Origin of the sequence: Paraburkholderia kururiensis JCM 10599 = LMG 19447, from assembly GCF_003986935.1 — a bacterium.
Classification (GTDB): domain Bacteria; phylum Pseudomonadota; class Gammaproteobacteria; order Burkholderiales; family Burkholderiaceae; genus Paraburkholderia; species Paraburkholderia kururiensis.
The window spans coordinates 1-21,077 of record NZ_RJZE01000014.1 but is presented as its reverse complement, the minus strand read 5'-3'; the positions used below and the strand labels follow the sequence as shown (position 1 = coordinate 21,077).

At 66.4% G+C, this 21,077-nt stretch carries 18 protein-coding genes; 12 read left to right on the top strand and 6 right to left on the bottom strand.

Translation table 11 applies throughout. From position 1 onward, the window contains the following. Positions 1–157: 157 nt before the first annotated feature. From PKKP23_RS17690 to PKKP23_RS17665, 6 genes are all read left to right on the top strand, one after another. Entirely contained in the window at positions 158–4,531 is a 4,374-nt protein-coding gene (locus PKKP23_RS17690) for a YhdP family phospholipid transporter (protein ID WP_126877868.1), read from the top strand. 133 nt (positions 4,532–4,664) lie between these two features. Continuing rightward, the gene (locus tag PKKP23_RS17685) at positions 4,665–5,507 is read left to right on the top strand and encodes a carbon-nitrogen hydrolase family protein (RefSeq protein WP_126877867.1); all 843 of its coding nucleotides are present in this window, start codon (positions 4,665–4,667) and stop codon (positions 5,505–5,507) included. Between the two features lie 52 nt (positions 5,508–5,559). Further along, a complete protein-coding gene (gene tldD, locus PKKP23_RS17680) occupies positions 5,560–7,026 on the top strand; it encodes a metalloprotease TldD (protein ID WP_017776958.1) in 1,467 nt (488 codons plus the stop codon). Between the two features lie 385 nt (positions 7,027–7,411). Continuing rightward, the gene (gene aroG, locus PKKP23_RS17675; RefSeq protein WP_017776959.1) at positions 7,412–8,485 is read left to right on the top strand and encodes a 3-deoxy-7-phosphoheptulonate synthase AroG; all 1,074 of its coding nucleotides are present in this window, start codon (positions 7,412–7,414) and stop codon (positions 8,483–8,485) included. Positions 8,486–8,706: 221 nt separating this feature from the next. After that, on the top strand, positions 8,707–9,048 hold the full coding sequence (locus tag PKKP23_RS17670; protein WP_126877866.1) for a type II toxin-antitoxin system RelE/ParE family toxin: 342 nt from the start codon (positions 8,707–8,709) through the stop codon (positions 9,046–9,048). A gap of 15 nt (positions 9,049–9,063) precedes the next feature. Then, positions 9,064–9,396, top strand: coding sequence for a helix-turn-helix domain-containing protein (locus PKKP23_RS17665; RefSeq protein WP_126877965.1), 333 nt, complete (start codon positions 9,064–9,066; stop codon positions 9,394–9,396). Between the two features lie 43 nt (positions 9,397–9,439). Here PKKP23_RS17665 and hmpA read toward each other — a convergent pair whose 3' ends face one another. Continuing rightward, positions 9,440–10,783 (bottom strand): NO-inducible flavohemoprotein, encoded by a 1,344-nt coding sequence (gene hmpA, locus PKKP23_RS17660; protein WP_126877865.1) that lies wholly within the window; start codon positions 10,781–10,783, stop codon positions 9,440–9,442. Next, positions 10,755–11,375: a cob(I)yrinic acid a,c-diamide adenosyltransferase gene (locus PKKP23_RS17655; RefSeq protein WP_126877964.1), complete on the bottom strand. Its 621-nt coding sequence runs from the start codon at positions 11,373–11,375 to the stop codon at positions 10,755–10,757. Before PKKP23_RS17655 ends, hmpA begins: the two co-directional genes overlap by 29 nt. 177 nt (positions 11,376–11,552) lie before the next feature. On the opposite strand from PKKP23_RS17655, the gene PKKP23_RS17650 reads away from it, so the two are divergent. The 6 genes from PKKP23_RS17650 to proC all read left to right on the top strand — a co-directional run bounded on the left by PKKP23_RS17650 (position 11,553) and on the right by proC (position 18,657). Then, positions 11,553–12,977 (top strand): FAD-binding oxidoreductase, encoded by a 1,425-nt coding sequence (locus tag PKKP23_RS17650; protein ID WP_126877864.1) that lies wholly within the window; start codon positions 11,553–11,555, stop codon positions 12,975–12,977. A gap of 58 nt (positions 12,978–13,035) precedes the next feature. Beyond that, positions 13,036–14,529, top strand: a complete 1,494-nt coding sequence (locus tag PKKP23_RS17645; protein ID WP_126877863.1) for an FAD-linked oxidase C-terminal domain-containing protein — start codon at positions 13,036–13,038, stop codon at positions 14,527–14,529. Between the two features lie 134 nt (positions 14,530–14,663). Beyond that, the gene (gene glcE, locus PKKP23_RS17640; protein WP_126877862.1) at positions 14,664–15,752 is read left to right on the top strand and encodes a glycolate oxidase subunit GlcE; all 1,089 of its coding nucleotides are present in this window, start codon (positions 14,664–14,666) and stop codon (positions 15,750–15,752) included. A gap of 8 nt (positions 15,753–15,760) precedes the next feature. Next, entirely contained in the window at positions 15,761–16,999 is a 1,239-nt protein-coding gene (gene glcF, locus PKKP23_RS17635; RefSeq protein WP_126877861.1) for a glycolate oxidase subunit GlcF, read from the top strand. Between the two features lie 111 nt (positions 17,000–17,110). Further along, positions 17,111–17,809, top strand: coding sequence for a YggS family pyridoxal phosphate-dependent enzyme (locus PKKP23_RS17630; protein ID WP_126877860.1), 699 nt, complete (start codon positions 17,111–17,113; stop codon positions 17,807–17,809). Positions 17,810–17,841: 32 nt separating this feature from the next. Next, positions 17,842–18,657 (top strand): pyrroline-5-carboxylate reductase, encoded by an 816-nt coding sequence (proC, locus tag PKKP23_RS17625; RefSeq protein ID WP_126877859.1) that lies wholly within the window; start codon positions 17,842–17,844, stop codon positions 18,655–18,657. A 34-nt stretch (positions 18,658–18,691) separates the two neighbouring features. On the opposite strand, the gene ubiA is transcribed toward proC, so the two are convergent. From ubiA to PKKP23_RS17610, 4 genes are all read right to left on the bottom strand, one after another. Beyond that, complete coding sequence (ubiA, locus tag PKKP23_RS17620; protein ID WP_126877858.1) at positions 18,692–19,555, bottom strand: 4-hydroxybenzoate octaprenyltransferase; 864 nt, start codon at positions 19,553–19,555, stop codon at positions 18,692–18,694. Positions 19,556–19,671: 116 nt separating this feature from the next. After that, positions 19,672–20,160 (bottom strand): Dps family protein, encoded by a 489-nt coding sequence (locus PKKP23_RS17615; RefSeq protein ID WP_017776971.1) that lies wholly within the window; start codon positions 20,158–20,160, stop codon positions 19,672–19,674. A 168-nt stretch (positions 20,161–20,328) separates the two neighbouring features. After that, positions 20,329–20,496, bottom strand: a complete 168-nt coding sequence (locus PKKP23_RS34150) for a hypothetical protein (protein WP_156125922.1) — start codon at positions 20,494–20,496, stop codon at positions 20,329–20,331. Positions 20,497–20,637: 141 nt separating this feature from the next. Further along, positions 20,638–21,077, bottom strand: a 440-nt coding sequence (locus PKKP23_RS17610; RefSeq protein WP_126877857.1) for a catalase-related domain-containing protein, incomplete at its 5' end; no start/stop codon positions are given.

The window sequence follows — 21,077 nt, the reverse complement described above, 5'->3', positions numbered from 1 at the left end:
GCGGGTGAGGAAGACGCGTCGGCAGGCTGGCGCCGTGGTCCGCCAATCCCCGCGCCGGCGCCGATGGCGCAGGGTTTGCCGGATGTCGTGAGCCGCGCACCCGTGTGTTACATTTCGTCGTTAGACCGCAAAGCTACCATACCGCCCCCCTCGCAGCATGTCCGAGCGAAACGAATCCGCCGGTCCGTACGAAGCCGGACAGGCCAGCCGGGCGAACGGACGCGTCCCCGTCGAGCATCACCATGTCGCGCTGCGGCACACGCTGCGTGTCGTGCTCGCCATTGCGGTGGTGCTCTACTTCATCGCCGCGGCGCTCATTCTCGGTCTGCGCTACGTGGTGCTGCCGCGCATCGATACGTTCCGTCCGCGCATCGAAACGTTCGTTTCCGACAAGATTCACGCCGAACTGCGTATCGGCAAGCTTTCGCCGCACTGGCTCGGCTTCCAGCCCGGCATCGACGTCACCAACCTCACCATTCGCGACCGCAACGGCCAGATCGCACTGAACGTGCCGCATGCCACGGCCACGGTCTCGTGGCTTTCGCTGGTTACGCTCGCGCCGCGCCTGTCGAGCCTGATCGTGGACCGGCCTGACGTGCTGGTTGCCCGCTCGCAAGGCGGCTCGCTCTCGGTGGCCGGCGTGCCGATTCCCTCGGCCCATACCGGCAACGACGCGTTCAGCACCTGGCTTTTGCGCCAGCAGGCCATCGTGCTGCGCGGCGGCACGCTGCGCTGGCGCGACGGGCGCCACAATGCGCCGGAAATCGCGCTGCAGAACATCCGCCTCGCCATTCTCAACGAGGGCACCGACCACCGCCTCGCGCTCCAGGCCCCGCCCGAAGGCCGGCTGCTGCACGGCCCCCTCGACTTCCGCGCGCGCTTTCGCAGCCCGCGCACGGGAGCGCCCGGCAAGCCCGTGGGCTGGAGCGGCTCAGCCTACGTATCCACCGGACCGGTGGACCTGCCCACGCTCGCCGGCTACATCGACATTCCCGTCGAGACGTACGCCGGCCGCATCGACAACGTGATCTGGGCAAGCTTCAGCGAAGGCCGCATCACGACCGCGACCGGTGTGCTGGACGGCGTCGGTGTCGCGCTGCGCGTGCATCCCACGCAGCCGCGGCTCGACATGCCGGTCGCGCACTTCTCCTGGACCGTCGACGCCGCGCCCGGCGACTACACGGTGAAGCTGAGCCGCCTGCGCGCCGAACTCGGCCAGCCGCCGCTCGACGACGGCACGCCCGTCTTCCGCACGCTCTCGTTTTCCACGCTGACCGGCCATTACCGCCGTCCGTCGGTCCAGCACGGGCAGACGATGAGCGTGCAAGGCGACCGCATGGATCTGGGCATGCTCTCCGAGTTCAGCCGCACGCTGCCGCTGCCGCGCCGCTTCCTCAATACGCTGGTGCGCTTCGACCCGCGCGGGCTCGTTGCCAACTACGAGATCGGCATCGAGCGGGCGCGGCCTGACGCGGGCGAAGCCGCGGCCGAGCAGCGCGGCGACGGCGTGGAGCCGATCGTGCGCTACCGCTTCAAAGCGGACCTGCAGGGCATCAGTGTGGCCGCCCAGGAACCGCCGCCCGGCCTCACGGCGCGTAACCATCCGCGCGCGGGCCTGCCCGGCATCGAAAACCTGTGGGGGCACATCGACGCCGACGAAACCCACGGCAACGCCACCTTCGATACCGCAAACGCGGCCATCACGCTGCCCGGCGTGTTCGACGATCCGCGCCTCACGTTCGACCGCCTGTATGGCCGCAGCGACTGGACCATCGCCAACGCCCGCGCGCCGGGCGAGAAGCGCAAAGGCTTCAAGATCAATGTGCCGGAGTTCGGCGTGGAAAACGCGGACGTCAAGGCCAGCGCCGTCGCCAACTATACGAACCCGGGCCACGGCCGCGGCGCGCTCGATCTGAAGGCGAGCTTCGACCACGCCCAGGTGAACCGCATCGTTCGCTATCTGCCCACGAGCATCAGCGAGAAGCTGCGTATCTACCTGGGCCACGGTCTGCAGGCCGGCATGTCCCGCAGCGCCACCATCGAAGTGCACGGCAACCTCGAAAAATTCCCGTACTCGCGCGACCCGACGGCGGGCATCTTCCGCATCGAGGCACCTTTCACCGGCGGCCGCTTCGACCCGTCGCCCTACCCGCCGCGCAAGCTCAAGAACGGTACGCCGAGCGTGTGGCCTGGTTTCGATCGTATCGACGGCGTGTTCCGGCTCAAGGAAAACCTGCTGCGCTTCGACATCGGGCGCGGCTACTACAAGCGCGTGCTGCTCACGGGCGTGACGGGCAAGATCGACGACCTGGGCACGAAGGCGTCGAGCCTCGTCATCAACGGCAACGGACACGGCCCGCTCGCCGACATGATCGACTACGCGAACAACAGCGCGCTGGGCAGCCTCTCGAAGCACGTAGGCGAGAAGGTGGAAGCCGAAGGCCCCGCGGCGCTCGCGCTCAAGCTCACGGTACCGCGCACGCCTAAACCGCATATCGCCGTGGAGGGCGCGCTGGGCTTCCAGAACGACCGGCTTTCGATGCACAACGTGCCGCCGCTCTCCGACCTCACGGGCAAGGTGCGCTTCACGGAGCACACGGCAGAACTGGACCGCCTCGCGGGCCGCTTCATGGGCGGCGACGTGCACGCCAACGGCGGCCTGCGCGAGGACGGCACTTATGCGTTGGACCTCGACGGCAACATTGCGGTCGACGCGGCACGCGGGCTCAACCTGCGCGGCACGGCGGCGCAGGTGCTCACGCGCATGAGCGGCACGGCGCCGTATGCGCTCTCGGTGCGCGGCGCGAAGAAGCAGTTGCCCGAGGTGTCCGCAAGCTCCGATCTGACCGACCTCGCGCTCGACTTCCCTGCCCCATTCGGCAAGCCAGCCGGTCAGCCGATGCCGCTGCGCCTCTCGTTTCGCCCCGACAACACGAAGGAAGACGATGCCCACGGCGACGAAGCAGGCAAGCTGGAGCCGAGTGGACTGCAACGCGCGGCGCTGACGTTCGGGCCGGTCGCCGCGACCTATCTGCTGCGCGCGACGCCGGGCGAGCCGCCGCAAGTCGTGCGCGGCGCGATCGGCGTGAACCGCCCGGCGGAGTTGCCGTCCGAAGGCGTGACCGCGGCCGTCGATCTCGACACGCTCGACGCCGATGCCTGGCGCGGCGTGATCGCAGCCATGCGCGGGAAGGCCCAGCAACAGCCGGTGGCGCCAGCGCCGCAAGCGTCGTCGGCATCCGCCGGACAAACCGGTGCGGATCAAACCGCTACGGCCGGCACAGCACAGACTGCACAAGCAGCGCCTGCAACAGGCCAGGCGCCGAACCAGACGACGGCAAAGACGGCAGCGCCCGCCCTGCCCGCCAGCACCGTCGCGCAATTCCTGCCATCGCGCTTCGCCGTCCACATCGGTACGCTCACGCTGCTCAAACGCCACTGGGAAAGCGTGGTGCTGGGCGCATCCCATACCGACCGCACGTGGCAGGCGAACATCGCGTCGAACCAGGTGTCGGGCCACCTGACCTGGCTGCCGGGCGCGGTGCCCGGCGCGCCCGGCACGCTGGAAGCGCGGCTCGCGAAACTCGTGGTGCCGGCCCGTGCGGAAAACGATCTGCTGGGCGAAGCGATCTCGGCACCGGCGCAGAACATGCCTTCCATCGACCTCGTCGTGAACGAGCTGATCGTGCGAGACCGCAACGTCGGCCGGCTCGAAGTGGACGCCCGCAACCGCGAGGAAGACGGTGCGCCCGTGTGGCAACTCGACAAGCTCGACATCAGCAATCCGGCCGCCCAGCTCACGGCCACGGCGAACTGGCGCACGGCGCGCAGCTTCGGCGCCAACGCAGACGAAGACGCACCGCGTCGCACCGCGCTCGACTTCAAGCTCGACATCAAGGACGCCGGTGCGCTGCTCGAACGAGCGGGTTTGCCGCGCACGCTCAAGAAGGGCAGCGGCACGCTCTCGGGGAAGGTGGCGTGGCGTGGCGGTCCCACGGCAATCGACTATCCCACGCTCAACGGCAATCTCGCGCTCGACCTGCATCACGGGCAGATCCTGAAAGTCGATCCCGGTGTGGCGAAGCTGCTCGGCGTGCTGAGCCTGCAAAGCCTCGCGCGGTTCGTCACGCTCAACTTCCGCGACGTGATCGGCGAAGGGCTGCCGTACGAAAGCGTGACGGGCACGGGCCAGATCGAGAACGGCATTGGGCGCACCAGCAACTTCAAGATGGTCACCGCTCCGGCACGCGCCGAAATGAAGGGCACCGTCGACCTCGCGCACGAAACGCAGAACCTGCACGTCCACGTGGTGCCCACGTTGAGCGCCGGGGCCGGCGTGGTGGCGGCCGCGGTCATCAATCCACTGTTCGGGCTGGGCGCGCTCGTGGCGGACTTCGCCCTCTCCCACTCCATCTCATCGGCCTTCGCGCTCGACTACGCGATCACCGGTTCGTGGTCGAAACCCCACGTCGAGCGGGTGCGGGGCGAACAGGGTAAGATGGACGCTCAAATGCCGGTCGCGGCGCAGTAGGCCGCAAGCGCCACGCCCACCGGGGCTTTCGCCCAGCACCCGGCCTCTGGGCTTTCAGGAAATTCAGCAGATTACGCGCACGGCGGCACCCGCTTTTTCGTGGGACGTTGCAGTGCCGGGGGTTGTCAGGTTGATGAGCGATCCACACACCGGTTTGTCGTCTTACCGCGTTGCGGCGCTGCAGATGGTCAGCACGCCCGAGCGCGAGCGCAATCTCGCCGAGGCGGAACAACTGATCGCCGAAGCGGCCGCCCAAGGGGCGCAGCTCGTGCTGCTGCCCGAATACTTCTGCTTCATGGGATTCAAGGACACGGACAAGATCGCCGTGCGCGAGCCGCACGGCGACGGTCCGATCCAGCGCTTTCTGTCGGACGCCGCCCGCCGCCATGGCGTATGGGTGATCGGCGGCACGCTGCCGCTCGTGGCACCGGAACCCGAGCGCGTGCTCAACACGACACTCGTGTTCGACCCGCAAGGCGCCGAGGTGGCACGCTACGACAAGATCCACCTGTTCAGCTTCGAAAAAGGCGAGGAGTCGTTCGACGAGGCGCGCACCATCCGCCCCGGCGACGCGGTCCGCACCTTCGATGCGCCGTTCGGGCGCGTGGGACTCTCGGTCTGCTACGATCTGCGATTTCCGGAGCTGTACCGGCGCATGGGCGATTGCGCGCTGATGGTGGTGCCCTCCGCATTCACGTACACCACCGGCCGCGCTCACTGGGAAACGCTGCTGCGCGCCCGCGCCGTGGAGAACCAGTGTTATGTGCTCGCCGCGGCCCAGGGCGGCAAGCACGAAAACGGTCGGCGCACCTGGGGGCACAGCATGCTGATCGACCCCTGGGGCGAAATCGTTGCGGTACGCGACGAAGGCGCGGGCGCCGTGGTCGGCGACATCGATCCTGCGCGCATCCAGGAAGTTCGCTCGAGCCTGCCCGCATGGCGACATCGCGTGCTGGACGAGCCGCGCGCCCGTTGATATCCCGCATATTGGCCCGAACTGTCACCCAAGTCCTTTCATTACTGCTCGCATGAACATCATCGAACCCGGCATCCGCAATCTCGCGACCGCAAAGGACGTGCTCCTCACGCCATATGGACTCGACGAAAGCGTGCTCACGCGCACGCTCGGCGAGATCTTCACGCATCGCGTGGATTACGCGGATCTGTATTTCCAGGCTACCCGTAGCGAGGCGTGGAGCCTCGAGGAAGGCATCGTCAAATCGGGCAGCTTCAGCATCGATCAAGGTGTAGGCGTGCGCGCCGTGTCCGGCGACAGGACTGCCTTCGCTTATTCCGACGACCTCTCGCCCGAAGCGATTCGCCAGGCGGCCATCGCCACGCGCGCCATCGCGAAGTCGGGCGGCGGCAAGCAGAAGGTGAAGGTGGCCTCGTCGCTCACGGGCGTGGCCGGCCGCGATCTGTACCTGCCCTCCGACCCGCTCCACTCGCTCGACGCCACCGCCAAAGTGAAACTGCTCGAGCGCATCGAGCAGATGGCGCGCGGGCGCGACCCGCGCATCACGCAGGTGATGGCGGCGCTCGCGGGCGAGTACGACATCGTGCTCGTGGCGCGCAGCGACGGCGCGCTGGCGGCCGACATCCGGCCGCTCGTGCGCGTGTCCGTCACGGTGATCGCGGAACAGAACGGTCGCCGCGAGATCGGCAACGGCGGCGGCGGCGGTCGCTTCGACTACGGCTATTTCACCGACGACGTGCTGTCGCGCTACGTCGACGACGCCGTGCACTCGGCGCTCGTGAACCTGGAAGCGCGTCCCGCGCCGGCCGGCGCGATGACGGTCGTGCTCGGGCCGGGCTGGCCGGGCGTGCTGCTGCACGAAGCCATTGGCCACGGGCTTGAAGGCGACTTCAATCGCAAGGGGTCGTCGGCGTTCGCGGGGCGCATCGGCGAACGGGTGGCGGCCAAGGGCGTGACGGTGGTGGACGACGGCACGCTGCCGAACCGCCGCGGCTCGCTCAACATCGACGACGAAGGCAACGCCACGCAGTGCACGACGCTGATCGAAGACGGCATCCTCAAGGGCTACATTCAGGACACGCTCAACGCGCGCCTCATGAACATGCCCGTAACGGGCAACGCGCGGCGCGAGTCGTACGCGTCGCTGCCCATGCCGCGCATGACCAACACCTACATGTTGAACGGCGACAAGGATCCGCAGGAGATCATCGCCTCGGTGAAGAACGGCCTCTATGCCGTGAACTTCGGCGGCGGCCAGGTCGACATCACGAACGGCAAGTTCGTGTTCTCCGCCTCCGAGGCGTACATGATCGAGAACGGCAAGATCAGCTACCCCGTTAAAGGCGCGACGCTGATCGGCAGCGGCCCGGAATCGCTCAAGTACGTGAGCATGATCGGCAACGACATGCGGCTCGACACGGGCGTGGGCGTCTGCGGCAAGGAAGGCCAGAGCGTGCCGGTGGGCGTGGGCCAGCCGACGCTGCGCATCGACCGCATGACGGTGGGCGGCACCGTCTGATCCGAATCTGATCCGAACCAACGCACGGTCCTTGCGCCATCGCAATGGATCGTGCGGATTTCCCGCATTTTTGCGCGACTCGGCTTGTCAGCACCGGTTCGCCGGGTTATAAAGCTCAACACTTTCAACGCACGTACTTCACGCATCCAGCGTTTCCTCACGATCATGTCCGCCCGGTTTTACTTTTATTTCTTTTGGTATCTCAGGCCGCTGGCGGATCGAGAGGGGTGTTAGCGCACGAAAGTCACCCGAAATTCCCGAAAAACCGCCAGCCAGTCTGGCGGTTTTTTTTCGCCTCATGCATTGACCGCAAGACCTTTCGAATTCGTCTGTAGCCGCATCAAAGACTGCGCAGACACGCTACGAAGAGAATCAGGAGAAAACCATGCCCCCGTACAACACCGACGACGTGCGCATCCGCGAACTCAAGGAACTCGTCCCGCCGGCCCACCTCATCCGCGAATTCCCGTGCACGGAAACGGTTGCCGACCTCATCTACAACGCGCGGCAGTCCATGCATCGCATCCTGCATGGCATGGACGACCGGCTCATCGTCATCATCGGGCCGTGCTCGATCCACGACACGCGCGCGGCGCTCGAATACGCGGGGCGACTCGTGAAGGAACGCAAGCGCTTCGCGAGCGAACTCGAAATCGTGATGCGCGTGTACTTCGAGAAGCCGCGCACGACGGTGGGCTGGAAAGGCCTCATCAACGACCCGTATCTCGACAACAGCTTCAAGATCAACGACGGCCTGCGCACCGCGCGCGAACTGCTCATGCAGATCAACGAACTCGGACTGCCCGCGGGCACCGAATACCTCGACATGATCAGCCCGCAGTACATCGCCGACCTGATCTCCTGGGGCGCGATCGGCGCGCGCACGACCGAGTCGCAGGTGCACCGCGAGCTGGCCTCCGGCCTGTCGTGCCCGGTCGGCTTCAAGAACGGTACGGACGGCAACGTGAAGATCGCGGTCGACGCAATCAAGGCCGCGTCGCAGCCGCACCATTTCCTCTCGGTGACGAAGGGCGGCCATTCGGCCATCGTCTCGACGGCGGGCAACGAGGACTGCCACGTCATCCTGCGCGGCGGCAAGGCGCCGAACTACGACGCGCAAAGCGTGGACGCGGCATGCAGCGACATCGGCAAAGCCGGCCTCGCCGCGCGCCTCATGATCGACGCGAGCCACGCCAACAGCTCGAAGAAGCACGAGAACCAGATTCCGGTGTGCGCTGATATCGGCCGCCAGATTGCCGGCGGCGACGAGCGCATTGTCGGCGTGATGGTGGAGTCGCATCTGGTCGCGGGGCGCCAGGACCTCAAGGAAGGTTGCGCGCTCACCTACGGCCAGAGCATCACGGACGCGTGCATCGGCTGGGACGAAAGTGTCGGCGTGCTCGAAGGCCTCGCCGAAGCGGTACGACAGCGACGCGCAGCCCGCGGCAGCGGGAACTGAGCGTGGCCAGACGAGTTCGGACGTAACTGCGCAACCGGCTGATTCGAGCGACGGTGGGCAGCAGCAGGAGCCCGGCACAAAGGTGCCGGGCTTTTTTATTTGGCCGTCCGGACGAATAGTCGCCGGGTGCCGGGATTCGTAAGGTGGTTGCCGTCGCGCCGCAGAACAAAACTTGTTTTACGGCGCATTCTTGTATAAAATTTTATACACGTTGGGTAACCATGATTCACGAACGAGAGATCCGCTGGGTGGGTTCGTCTTTGGACGACCTGCTCGCTTTTCCCCAGGCAGTACGCAGGCAGGCTGGCTTCGATCTTGGCAAGGTGCAGGCGGGCCTCGATCCGACCAACTGGAAGCCGTTCGAGCGCATCGGCGCGGGTACGCGGGAAATCCGTATCCGCGAGCGCTTCGGCACCTGGCGGGTGCTCTACGTGGCGAAGTTCGAAGAAGCGGTGTACGTGCTTCACTGCTTTCAGAAGAAGACACCGGTTACCCGAACGCTCGATACGGAAATCGCCATGGCGCGTTACCGCGCCGTGGCTCATCGCAGGGAGATTCAGTAAATGACCAGCAAGACCGTGAACATCGACACCGAAATCCGGCACGTCACGAAGCCGGGCGCCAATCTCTTCCTCGAACTCGGCTTTGCGCCGGACGAAGCGAAGCGTCTCTACGCAGCGTCGCAAAAGCAGATCAACGACACGCGGCTGCTCAAGGAGCAGCTCATGGCCGAACTCACGCAATGGATCGAGCAGCACAACCTGAAGCAGGTGGAGGCCGCCCAGGTGCTCATGGTGTCGCGGCCGCGCGTTTCGGATGTGGTGAACCGCAAGACTTCGAAGTTCACCATCGACATGCTGGTAGAACTGCTGAGCCGGATCGGCAAGCCGGTCCGGCTCTCAGTGGGGTGATGCAGCGGGTTGATGCCGTACCCGAACGCGGAAAACGAAACGCTTATTCGAGCGCGCCCGAGCCGAACACTTCGGTATGGATGCGCGAAGCGTCCACACCCAGCGCCACAAGCGCGTCGCGCTGCTCGCGCATGAACGGCAGCGGACCACAGATGTAGTAGTCGGCATTCGGCAGCAGAGCCTTGTCGGCAATGCGCTTGAAGTCGAGCCGGCCTTCGAAGTCGTAATCGACGCCCTCGCGGTCAGCCGCATCCACCGCTTCGTAGAACACAGTGCGCGACACGTTTGCGTTCGACGCAGCCACACCGTTCAGCCAGGTCTTGAACGCATGCACGCGGCCATTGCGACACGCATGCACGAACGCCACAGGGCGCTGGCTGCCATCGGCCAGCAAGGTGGAGAGCATCGACGTCATCGGCGTAATGCCCACGCCGCCGCTCACGAGCACGACCGGCGTATCGGCCGAACGGTTGAGCGTGAAGTCGCCCATCGGCGCGCTCACATGCACCACGGTGCCCTCTTCCACGCCGTCGTGCAGCAGGTTCGACACGTGGCCCGGCGGCACGTCATCGCGTGCGGCCTCGCGCTTCACGGAAATGCGCAGCCAGCGGCCATGCGGGGCGTCCGAAAGACTGTACTGACGCGGCTGGTCAACGCCGAGCCGGTCCACGAAACGCATCACGCTCACATACTGGCCTGGCTGGAAGCGGCACGCGTCCGCGCCATCGGGCGGCGTCAGATAGAACGACGTGATCTCGTCGCTTTCCACTTCCTTGCGCGCCACCACGAACGGACGGAAACCACTCCACGCCGCGCCTTCATACAGCTTCGCTTCCGCGCCGATCAAAATGTCCGCCAGTTGACCGTAGGCCACCTTCCACGCCGTTAGCGTGTCCTGATCCACCGCGTCGCCCAGCACGTCGACGATCGCGCCAAGCAGATGCCGCCCCACCACAGGGTAGTGTTCGGGACGAATGTTAAGGCTCGCGTGCTTGTGGGCGATGCGCGACACCGCAGAACCGAGCGCGCCGAGATTGTCGATGTTCGCGGCGTAGGCATAGACCGCGCGTGCCAGCGTTTCGGGCTGGCTGCCGCTTTGCTGGTGCGTCTGGTTGAAGACGTTCTTCAGCTCCGGGTGGTGCGCGAACATGCGCTTGTAGAAATGCTTCGTGATCGTGGTGCCATGCTCGGCAAGAACAGGGGCCGTAGCCTTCACGCGGGCCATCTGTTCAGCGGTAAGCGCTGTCATAGCGTGTCTCTCCTCAAAAGATGCTGACACGATACATTTTTTAGCACGAACAAAAACGAGGACATTTTGTCGCAGCGCAAAAAGCTTGAAACGTGACGCGAATCCAACATCAGCGATGTTTTTTTGCACTGCGGTCATGGCGCCACAGCACGTCATTGCCACCGTCGGCGCGATTGAGCACGCGCGCGAGCACGAACAGCAGGTCGGAAAGGCGGTTCACGTAGCGGCGCGGGACATCGTTGAGCGCCGAATCGCGCCCCTTATCCGGCTCGCCGGTCTTCGCCCCTGCCATGCCGGCGGAGTGGGACTGAGCGCCCAGCGCCACGATGGAGCGCTCGGCACGCCGGCACACCGTGCGACATACGTGGGCCAGCGCCGCCGCCCGCGATCCGCCCGGCAGGATGAACTCCTTGAGCGGTTCGAGCGTCGCGTTGTATGCCGCGAGCCAATCGTCGAGCTGCGCGAGGTGCGTGTCGGTCATCATCGTGTGGCGCGGCACGCATAGTTCGCCGCCCAGGTCGAACAGATCGTGCTGGATGACCGTCAGCGCGTCGCGCACGTCGTCGGGCAGCGCTTCGCAGAGCAGCACGCCAATCTGCGAGTTCAGTTCGTCCACATCGCCGATCGCCGCGATCCGCGCATCGTCCTTGCGCACGCGGCTGCCGTCGCCCAAACCCGTGGTGCCGTCGTCGCCGGTGCGTGTTGCGATTTTGCTGAGGCGGTTGCCCATGATGTCGTCCCCTTTGTCGATCGATGCATTGGCCAATGCGGTGCGCGACATTATAGGTTCGCGCGTCGCCCCTCTCCGTGCCCGCGAGGCGCGGGGAAGCCCGGGCGGCGGGCGCAGGGTCGATCGGCGTAAAATGAAGCAAAAGCAGAACCACTCAATCGTTATCAGGAGACACGCGTGAATCAACTCGCGCCGCCCACCTCCCTGCATCCTGCCCGTCGTCCCTTCCCCACTGGTCTTTTTGCCGCGCTCCAGAGCGCCTTTGGCGAACGCGTGTCGACAGCCGAAGCCGTACGCGCTCATCACGGTCGCGACGAATCGCCGTTCGATCCCCAACTGCCCGACGCCGTCGTGTTCGCGCGCAGTACCGAAGAGGTCCAGACCATCGTGCGGCTGTGCGGCCAGTACGACGTGCCCGTCATTCCGTACGGCAACGGCTCGTCGCTCGAAGGTCATCTGCTCGCGGTGCAGGGCGGCGTGTCGATCGATCTCTCCGAGATGAACCGCGTGCTCTCGATCAACGCCGAAGACCTTACCGTCACCGTGGAGCCCGGCATCTCGCGCAAGCAGCTCAACGAGGCGCTGCGCGACACGGGCCTCTTCTTCCCCATCGATCCGGGCGCGGACGCGAGTATCGGCGGCATGTGCGCCACGCGCGCCTCGGGCACCAACGCCGTGCGCTACGGCACGATGCGCGAGAACGTGCTCGGCCTCACGGCGGTGCTGGCCGACGGCCGCGTCATCAAGACCGGCTCTCGCGCGCGCAAGTCGTCTGCCGGCTACGATCTCACGCGCCTCCTGGTGGGCTCGGAAGGCACGCTCGGCGTCATCACGCAGATCACGCTGCGACTCTATCCGCAGCCCGAAGCGGTGTCCGCGGCGGTGTGCACGTTCGCGTCGATGGGCGACGCGGTGCGCGCCGTCATCGAGACCATCCAGATGGGCGTGCCCGTAGCGCGCGTCGAATTCGTCGATTCACTTGCTATCCGTTCGATCAACCGCCATTCGAACCTCACGCTGCGCGAGGCGCCCACGCTGTTTTTCGAGTTCCACGGTACCGAAAGCGGCGTCAAGGAACAGGCCAAGACCGTTCAGGAAATCGCCGCGCAAAACGGCGGCGAGGGCTTCGAATGGGCCACGCGTCCCGAAGACCGCAGCCGGCTCTGGAACGCGCGCCACAACGCCTATTTCGCGATGCTGCAACTGAAGCCCGGCTGCCGCGCCGTGACGACGGACGTTTGCGTGCCGATCTCGCGCCTCGCCGAGTGCGTGGCCGAGACCGAGGCCGACCTTGGCGCCTCGCCGCTGCCCTGCCCGATCGTGGGCCACGTCGGCGACGGTAACTTTCACGTGGCCATCCTGATCGATCCCGACAAGCCCGAGGAACTCGAGGAAGCCGAGCGCCTCAATCGGCGCATCGTCGAACGCGCGCTGCGCATGGACGGCACCTGCACCGGCGAGCACGGCGTGGGCCTGCACAAGATGGGCTTTCTGCTGGACGAGCACGGTGCCGACACGGTCGACACGATGCGCGCCATCAAGCACGCGCTCGATCCGCGCAATCTGATGAACCCCGGGAAGATTTTTTCCTGGTCGGCATGACAGCGCGGCGACGCCCCGACAACCCGACAAACCCGACACCCTCGACGCGGGAGACCTCATGAACGCACCGGGCGAACTGACAGCGGACGCACTCGCACAACGCCAGCGCGAAGTCGTGCAGGCGCTGATGGCCGTGCTGCCGACGCACTGCCTGCTCTACCGCGAGGAAGACACGGTCGCGTACGAATGCGACGGTCTCTCGGCGTACCGGCGCCTGCCGCTCGCAGTCGCGCTGCCCGAGACCGAATCGCAGGTGCAGCGCATCGTGCAGATCTGCCGGCGCCTCGACGTGCCCATCGTGCCGCGCGGTGCGGGCACGGGCCTGTCGGGCGGCGCCATGCCGATCCGCCACGGCGTCGTGCTCTCGCTCGCGCGCTTTCGCAAAATCGTCGAGGTGGACCCGTACGCGCGTACGGCCACTGTGCAGCCCGGCGTGCGCAACCTGGCAGTGTCCGAAGCGGCGGCGCCGTTCGGCCTCTATTACGCGCCGGACCCGTCGTCGCAGATTGCCTGCACGATCGGCGGGAACGTCTCGGAGAATTCGGGCGGCGTGCACTGCCTCAAGTACGGCCTCACGGTCCACAACGTGCTGCGCGTGCGCGCGGTGACGATGGACGGCGACATCGTGGAATTCGGCTCGCTCGCGCCCGATGCGCCGGGCCTCGACCTGCTCGCCGTGCTGATCGGCAGCGAAGGCATGTTCGCCATCGTCACCGAGGTCACGGTGAAGCTCATTCCGAAGCCGCAAATGGCGCAGGTCATCATGGCGAGCTTCGACGACGTCGTGAAAGGCGGCGACGCGGTGGCCGGCATCATCGCGGCGGGCATCATCCCAGCCGGGCTCGAAATGATGGACAACCCCGCCACGCGTGCGGTGGAGGAATTCGTCGGCGCGGGCTACGACCTCGACGCCGAGGCCATCCTGCTGTGCGAGTCGGACGGCACGCCCGAAGAAGTGGCCGAGGAAGTGGTGCGCATGACCGCCGTGCTGCGCGAGCATGGCGCCACGCGCATCCAGATTTCGCGCACCGAAGCCGAGCGGCTGCGCTTCTGGTCGGGCCGCAAGAACGCATTCCCGGCCGCGGGCCGCATTTCGCCGGACTACTACTGCATGGACGGCACCGTGCCACGGCGCAGCATCGGGCCGCTGCTCATGCGCATCAAGACGCTGGAAGAGCAGTACCGGCTGCGCTGCATCAACGTGTTCCACGCAGGCGACGGCAACATGCATCCGCTGATTCTTTTCAACGGCAACGACCTCGACGAGTGGCACCGCGCCGAGGCCTTCGGGTCGGACATCCTCGAAACCTGTGTCGAACTGGGTGGCACGGTGACGGGCGAGCACGGCGTGGGCATCGAGAAGATCAATTCGATGTGCGTGCAATTTTCGACGGAAGAGCGCGACACGTTCCACGCAGTGAAGCGCGCCTTCGATCCGCCGGGACTGCTCAATCCCGACAAGGGCATTCCGACGCGGGCGCGCTGCGCCGAGTACGGCAAGCTGCACGTGCGCGGCGGGCTGCTGCCGCATCCGGATCTGCCGCGGTTCTGAGCCGCAGGCTTTTGAGCCACGGTTTTTTGCAATTGCCTGCGGCGTGATGGATCGGGGGCCGGGCTTAGGGTCGTTCCGGTTGCGGGGGCAAACCCAGTCGGTACAATCGAACGACCTACAACGAACAAGACGCCATGGAAGAGGACGACATCGTCGCGGACTGGTCCGAGCGCATCCGCTCGGCAAGCGCCCAGGGACGCGCGCTACGCATCCGCGGCGGCGGCACCAAGGACTGGTACGGCCAGGCGCTGGAAGGCGAGATCCTCGATACGCGCGCGCACCGCGGCATCGTCTCCTACGATCCGCCCGAGCTCGTCATCACGGCGCGCGCCGGCACACCGCTCGTCGAGATCGAAGCCACGCTCGCCGAACGCGACCAGATGCTGGCATTCGAGCCGCCGCACTTCGGCGCACAGGCCACGCTGGGCGGCTGCATCGCCGCCGGACTTGCCGGGCCACGCCGCCCGTACGCGGGCGCGCCGCGCGACTTCGTGCTCGGCGCCGTCATCATGAATGGCCAGGGGCAGGTGCTGCATTTCGGCGGCCAGGTGGTGAAAAACGTGGCGGGTTATGACGTCTCGCGCCTGCTCGCCGGCTCGCTCGGCACCCTGGGTCTGATGCTCGAACTGTCCGTCAAGGTGCTGCCGCTGCCCAAAGCCGAAGCAACGCTTCGCTTCGACATGAACGGCACCGACGCCGTGCGCAAGCTCAACGAGTGGGGCGGCCGCCCGCTGCCCATCACGGGCAGCGCGTGGCGCAACGACACGCTGGTGGTGCGCCTCGCAGGCGCCGAGGCCGCCGTCAAGACGGCGCGCGCCACGCTCGGCGGCGAAGTGGTGGATGCTGTGGAGGCCGAACGTTTCTGGGCAGGCCTGCGCGAGCAGACCGATCCGTTCTTCACCGGCATCGCGCCGAAGTCGGCGCTGTGGCGCCTCGCGCTGCCCTCGATTGCCGAGCCGCTGCAACTGCCGGGCGCTCAATTGATGGAATGGGGCGGCGCGCAACGCTGGTGGATCACCGACACCGACGCCCAGACGGTACGCATGAGCGCGAAACAGGCCGGCGGTCACGCCACCCTCTTTCGAACCGGCCACGGCTACGACCGCAGCGCGGGCGTGTTCACGCCGCTGCCGGCGCCCGTGATGAAGATCCATCGCGGGCTGAAAGCCGCGTTCGACCCGGCGCGCATTTTCAACCGCAACCGGCTCTACCCCGATTTCTGAGCAACGCGATGCAAACCAACCTCGCGGACTTCATTCGCAACACCGCCGACGGCAACGAGGCCGACGCCATTCTGCGCAAGTGCGTGCATTGCGGCTTCTGCACCGCGACCTGCCCCACCTATCAGTTGCTCGGCGACGAGCTGGACGGTCCGCGCGGACGCATCTATCTCATCAAGCAGATGGTGGAAGGGTCGCAAGTCTCGCGCAGCACGCAGACGCACCTCGACCGGTGCCTCACCTGCCGCAACTGCGAAACGACCTGCCCTTCCGGCGTGCAGTACGGCCGGCTCGTGGAGATAGGCCGAAAGCTCGCCGAAGAGAAGGTGCCGCGGCCCGCGGGCCAGCGCGCGCTGCGCCGCTTCCTTGCGAGCTTCCTGCCCAACAGCGCCGTCTTCACGCCCGCCATGCGGCTTGGCCAGCACGTGCGCGCGCTGCTGCCGAAGAAGCTGCGCGACAAGGTGCCCGCGCACCAGCGTGCGCTCGCGTGGCCCACCGCGAAGCATCCGCGCAAGATGCTGATGCTGGCCGGCTGCGTGCAGCCTTCGATGATGCCGAACGTCAACACCGCCACGGCGCGTGTGCTCGACGCGCTCGGCATCGAAACCGTGGTCGCGCCGGACGCCGGCTGCTGCGGAGCGATCCGCCTGCACCTCGGCTACAACGACGAAGCCCTCGACGACGCCCGTCACAACATCGACGCCTGGTGGCCCTACGTCGAGCAGGGCGTCGAGGCGATCGTGATGAACGCGTCGGGGTGCGGCGCAACGGTCAAGGAATACGCGCACCTGCTGCGCGACGACCCCGCGTATGCGGAGAAGGCGCGCCGCGTGGCCGACCTCACGCGCGACATCTCGGAAATCCTGCCCCAGTTCGAGGAGCAACTGGCGGCAGCAGCGCGCCGGCGCAGCGTGCATACGGTGGCGTACCACCCGCCGTGCACGCTTCAGCATGGACAGCAGTTGAGGGGCGACGTCGAGCGCCTGCTCACGACGCTCGGCATCGACGTGCGACTCCCCGCCGACAGCCACACCTGCTGCGGTTCGGCGGGCACGTACTCGCTGCTGCAGCCAAAGCTCTCGTACGCGCTACGCAACCAGAAGCTGGAGCGCCTGCACGCCGTAGAGCCGCAGATGATCGTGTCGGCCAACATCGGCTGCATCGCGCATCTGCAAAGCGGTACCTCCCTGCCCGTCGCGCACTGGATCGAGCTGGTCGAGCATATGCTCGCCAATCCAGGCTCCGTATAATGGGCGCCTGCTCGCGGCACCGCGCCTGCCTGCCGGTTTGCCTACGGATTCGCCAGATGGCTCGCCAGGTGTCCGCTCTGCCGTCCCCGTCCAGCTTCATGCCCGCGCGTCATGTCAGATATTGCCCATAACCTCGCCGACGTCCACGCGCGCATCGAGCGCGCGGCGCACGCGGCCGGCCGCGACCCGCAATCGGTCGCGCTGCTCGCCGTCTCCAAGACCTTCCCCGCCGACGACGTACGCGCCGCCCACGCCGCGGGCCAGCGCGCGTTCGGCGAGAACTACGTGCAGGAAGCCATCGCGAAGATCGAAGCGCTCGCCGACCTGCGCGCATCCATCGAATGGCATTTCATCGGACCGCTGCAATCGAACAAGACGCGCCCCGTCGCCGAACACTTCGATTGGGTGCACTCCGTGGACCGCCTCAAGATTGCGCAGCGGCTCGCCGAGCAGCGGCCCGACGCGCTGCCGCCGCTCAACGTCCTGCTCCAGGTGAACGTGAGCGGCGAGGCGTCGAAGAGCGGCGTGACGCCCGCCGAGGCCGCCGCCGTCGCGCATGAGATTGCCGCGCTGCCGAAGCTGCGTCTGCGCGGGCTGATGTCGATCCCGGAGCCGGCCGAAACCCTCGAGGCACAACGCGCGCCGCACCGCATGCTGCGCGAGCTCTTCGACTCGCTGCGCGCCGACGGCCTCGCGCTGGATACGCTTTCCATGGGCATGTCCGCCGACCTCGAAGCGGCCGTGCTCGAAGGCGCCACCATCGTGCGCATCGGCACCGCGATTTTCGGCGCGCGCCAATACGCCCACTGACTCACCCGTTCTCACCTCTTTTCATCACCATCATGAAGATTGCCTTCATCGGCGGCGGCAACATGGCCGCTGCACTCATCGGCGGCATGATCCGCCGCGGCGTGGCGCCCGGCGACCTCTACGCAATCGATCCGAATGCCGACGCCCGCGCGCGCAGCGAGCAGCAATTCGGCATCCGCACCGGCGCCGCCGCCGACGCGGCGCTCGCCGCCTACGACGCCGTGGTGCTCGCCGTGAAACCGCAGGTCGCGAAGGACGTGGCAACGGCGCTCGCACCGCACCTCGCGCCGACGCAGGTCGTCATCAGCATCATGGCCGGCATCCGCGCCGCGGACCTCTCTCGCTGGCTGGGCGGCCACGCGCGCATCGTGCGCACGATGCCGAACACGCCCGCGCTGATCGGCATGGGCGCGGCTGGTCTCGTGGCGACCTCGGGGGTGGACGAAGCGGGCCGCGCGCTCGCCTCGCAGGTGCTGGGCGCCGTGGGCCAAACCGTCTGGTTCGACGACGAAACAAAGATCGACGCCGTCACGGCAATCTCCGGCAGCGGCCCCGCCTACGTGTTCTATTTCATCGAGGCGCTCGAAGAAGCCGCACGCCAGTTGGGTATGGACGAGCAGCAGGGACGCGCGCTCGCCATCGCGACATTCGCGGGCGCGGCGCAGCTTGCGGCGCAGTCCGACGAGCCGCCGGCCGTGCTGCGCGAGCGCGTGACGTCGAAGGGCGGCACCACCGCGGCGGCGCTGGCCTCGTTCGACGCGTCGGGCGTGAAGGAAGCGATCGTGCGCGGCGCACTGGCCGCGGACGCGCGGGCGAAAGAAATGGGCGAGGCGTTCGGCAAGCAGTAAGCCCGAAGCCGGCGCCCGAGGGCAGCAGAAGAAACTAGAACGAAGCCGCCGCGTAATGCGCGGCGATGCCTGCAAAGAGTGCGCCGCCCAGCCAGTTGTTGTGCCGGAACGCCGCGAAGCACGGCATACGCTCGCGGTTACGGATCAGCGTGTAGTGATAGACGGCGCAACCTGCCGCCGCTGCCCAGCCGAGCCAGTACAGCAACCCGAAGCCCAGCACGACGCCGACGCCGACATAGATGCCCAGCGTCGCGGCATAGCAGAGCATGATGGCGAGCACGTCGAAGCGGCCAAAGGTCAGCGCCGACGTGCGGATACCGATCTTGATGTCGTCGTCGCGATCCACCATCGCGTACTCCGTGTCGTACGCCACCGACCAGAACACGTTCGCCGCGAGCATCACCCACGCGAGTACGGGCACGTGGTCCTGAAGTGCCGCGAACGCCATTGGAATGCCGAAACCGAACGCAATGCCGAGATAGGCCTGGGGAATCGCGAAGAAACGCTTGGTGAACGGATACGAGCCGGCCACGAAGAGCGCCACGACGGAAAGCTCCTTCGTTAAGGCGTTCAGCGGCAGGATCAAAAGGAACGCGATGAGCGAGAGCCCTACCGCGAGTGCCACGGCTTCCCACGCCTTGATCTTGCCCGATGTGATGGGCCGTTCGGCGGTGCGCTTCACGTAGCGGTCGAAATCGCGGTCCGCGTAGTCGTTGATGGCACAGCCCGCCGAGCGCATGAGCACGGTGCCGACGACGAAGATGGCGAGCAGCTGGAGCGGCGGGTGTCCGTTGGACGCGATCCAGAGCGCGTTGAGCGTGGGCCAGAGCAGCAGCAGGCTGCCGATCGGCTTGTCCATGCGGACGAGGCGCAGATACAGCGGGAGTCGGGCGAACATGGGACGTGCCGGTGAAAACGATCCCGCTATTGTAGGTCAGGCCGCGCGGGCAGGCCCGGCAAGCGGGCTCTGCCGTCACGCGCGTTACTGCAGGGCGCGTGTTCGCGCGCGGGACATCACGAGATCATTGCGCGCAGCATCCATGCAGTCTTTTCGTGCGTCTGCATGCGCTGCGTGAGCAGGTCGGCGGTGGGCTCGTCGTTGGCAGCTTCCGTGGCCGGGAAGATTTCGCGGGCGGTACGCACCACGGCTTCCTGCCCTTGCACCAGCTGGCGAATCATTTCCTCGGCGGCGGGCACGCCGTCCGCTTCCGGAATCGACGAGAGCTTCGCAAAGTCGCGATAGCTGCCCGGCGCCGGCTCGCCCAGCGCGCGAATGCGCTCGGCGATCGCGTCCACCGCGAGCGCGAGCTCCGTGTATTGCGTTTCGAACATGAGATGGAGCGTGTTGAACATCGGTCCCGTCACGTTCCAGTGAAAGTTGTGGGTCTTCAGGTACAGCGTGTACGTGTCGGCAAGCAGACGCGACAAGCCTTGCGCGATCTTCTTGCGGTCCTTGTCGTTGATGCCGATGTTGACTTGCTGCACGGATCCCTTTTTGGCCATGATGACTCCTTGGAAGAGTGATTCGAACCGTCGCTGGCCCATGAGACAGACGCCATGCATGGACCTTCGAGCAGGCGACAGTTTAGCTTGGAATAGCGATCCGCTTGCGCACGGTGGCACACGCGCAGGCATGCGGGTCAAGAACCGCGCATCGCACGTGACACGGACCTAGCCGCGCAGTACGTGCTGCACGCCTTGCACGACCAACACTGCAAACCCGCTACTCACGATCGCGAAACCCAGTGCCTTGCGCATCAGCATGTCGCCGCCCGCATGAAAGGCGGATGCGACTGCCGCGCCGGAATGGGCTCGCTGGGCGATTGGGTTCGAATTCATGATCCTTCTCCGTTCCAACTTCAAGAACGAACGAGGCGCTGAAGCGCCTCGCCCGGTGTTTCGCCTGCTTCGCCTTGCATCTCGATCTGCGCGGACGGCGGAAACACCCACCGTCCGCAACGCGCCTCGATTGCCGGGCTTTTACTTCGCGGCTTCCGCCCGCGCAGCCATTGCCGCAATCACGCCTTCGGCATACGCCGCATCGGCACGGCGGAAATGCTCGACCTGCCGCTCCACGATTTCCTTCGGCACACCGTCGATGGCCGCTGCGATGTTCGCGAACAGGCGCTCACGCTGAGCCGCGTCGAACAGACGAAACAGCGCGCCCGGCTGGCTGTAGTAGTCGCCGTCTTCACGATGGTCGTAGTGGTCCACGGTGCCGCCCGCAAGCGGCGGCTCTGCCGCGTTGCGGTCCTGCGTGAAGTCGTCGAAGCGGTTCGGCTCGTAGTTCACCGTGCCGCCCAGGTTGCCGTCGGTGCGCATCGCGCCGTCGCGGTGGAACGCGTGGTGGAACGGACACTTCGGCGCATTCACCGGAATCTGGTGGTGGTTCACGCCCAGCCGGTAGCGCTGCGTGTCGC